At 57.0% G+C, this 1,187-nt stretch carries 1 protein-coding gene; it reads right to left on the reverse strand.

Features of this window, described 5'->3' with window-relative positions; all coding sequences use genetic code 11:
* The coding region (locus PFU01S_RS21340; RefSeq protein ID WP_042139948.1) for an immunoglobulin-like domain-containing protein at positions 1 to 1,187 on the reverse strand (1,187 nt) is incomplete at both ends.

Below are 1,187 nucleotides of genomic sequence, written 5' to 3' on the forward strand. Positions count from 1 at the left end.
ATGGAAGTACAGCTCTGCGTGGTTGTTGATCGGCAGACCATCTTTATTGGTCAGCGTCACGGTGTAGGTGATCTCGCCGCCCTCGGCAACCGAAGTGGTCGCGGTCAGCTTGGCTACAACTTCATCGATGGTGTCGGTGACCTTGACCGAGGCATCGTTGCCCAGCTGCAGGTTTTCGAAGGTGCGGCCGCCCGCGTCGGCTGCCGACTTGATGCCCACGCTGATTTCGCCCGAATCTTTATAAACGTCGTCACCTTGTGCCGCGTGCTCGTAAGACACGGAGGTCTGACCAGCCTTGATGGTGACTTGAGCGTTGTTGCTCAGGGTCACGACCAAGTCGTTGGCCAGGGCTTTGTTGATCTGGACGGTAAACGTTGGTTTGACGTTTTCGGCGACGGAGGCTTGGTCGGCGGTGATAGTGACCTGGACAAGGTCACCTTGGTTGCCAGTGCCAGGAGTACCCGAGCCCGGCTCGTCAGTTACTGTAGTGGTTACAACCTCATTGCCCAGCGTCAGCTTCTCGAAGTTATCCCCACCTGAAACCGACTCCAGCTTGTTCGCCAGAGCAGGCTGGCCACCCATGTACACATCATCGCCAACGGCAATGGTGGTGCTGCCAGAGATGCTGTTGGCTGGAATAGTGACTTTGGTCCCGTCAGTCAGCGTGAACGTCAGTGCCCCATGTTGAGTGACAGGCAAGCCTTGAGCGTTGCTCAGGGTTACGGTGTAGGTAACTTGCCCGCCCTCTGTAACAGTCGCCTTGTCCGCTGTAAGGGTTGCGATGACTTCGCTGATGGTGTCGGAAATTTCGACTGTTGCCGGGCCACCGATGACGAGGTTTTCGAACGTGGCACCCGGGACGCTAGCGTCGGTCACACCTAGCGTGACCGAGCTTGGATCCTTGATGACATCGTCGCCTTGTGCGGCGAGCTTGTACTCGACCTCGGTTTTTCCAGCCTCGATGGTGACTTTGTCACCATTGGACAGGGTGACAGTAAGCGGACGGTCCAAGGCTTGACTGACTTTGACCGTAAAGGACGGCTGCTGATCTTCGGTCACATTGCCGTTACTGGCGATGCTGACAGTGACGGTGTCGATACTGTCGTTGATGACCGTGGAAGCTGGCGTGGGGCTTGCGGTCAGTTTTTCGAAGTTACCGCCCGTGGCGCTGTCGATGGTCACGCTAA

Source organism: Pseudomonas fulva NBRC 16637 = DSM 17717 (genome assembly GCF_000730565.1).
Lineage (GTDB): Bacteria > Pseudomonadota > Gammaproteobacteria > Pseudomonadales > Pseudomonadaceae > Aquipseudomonas > Aquipseudomonas fulva.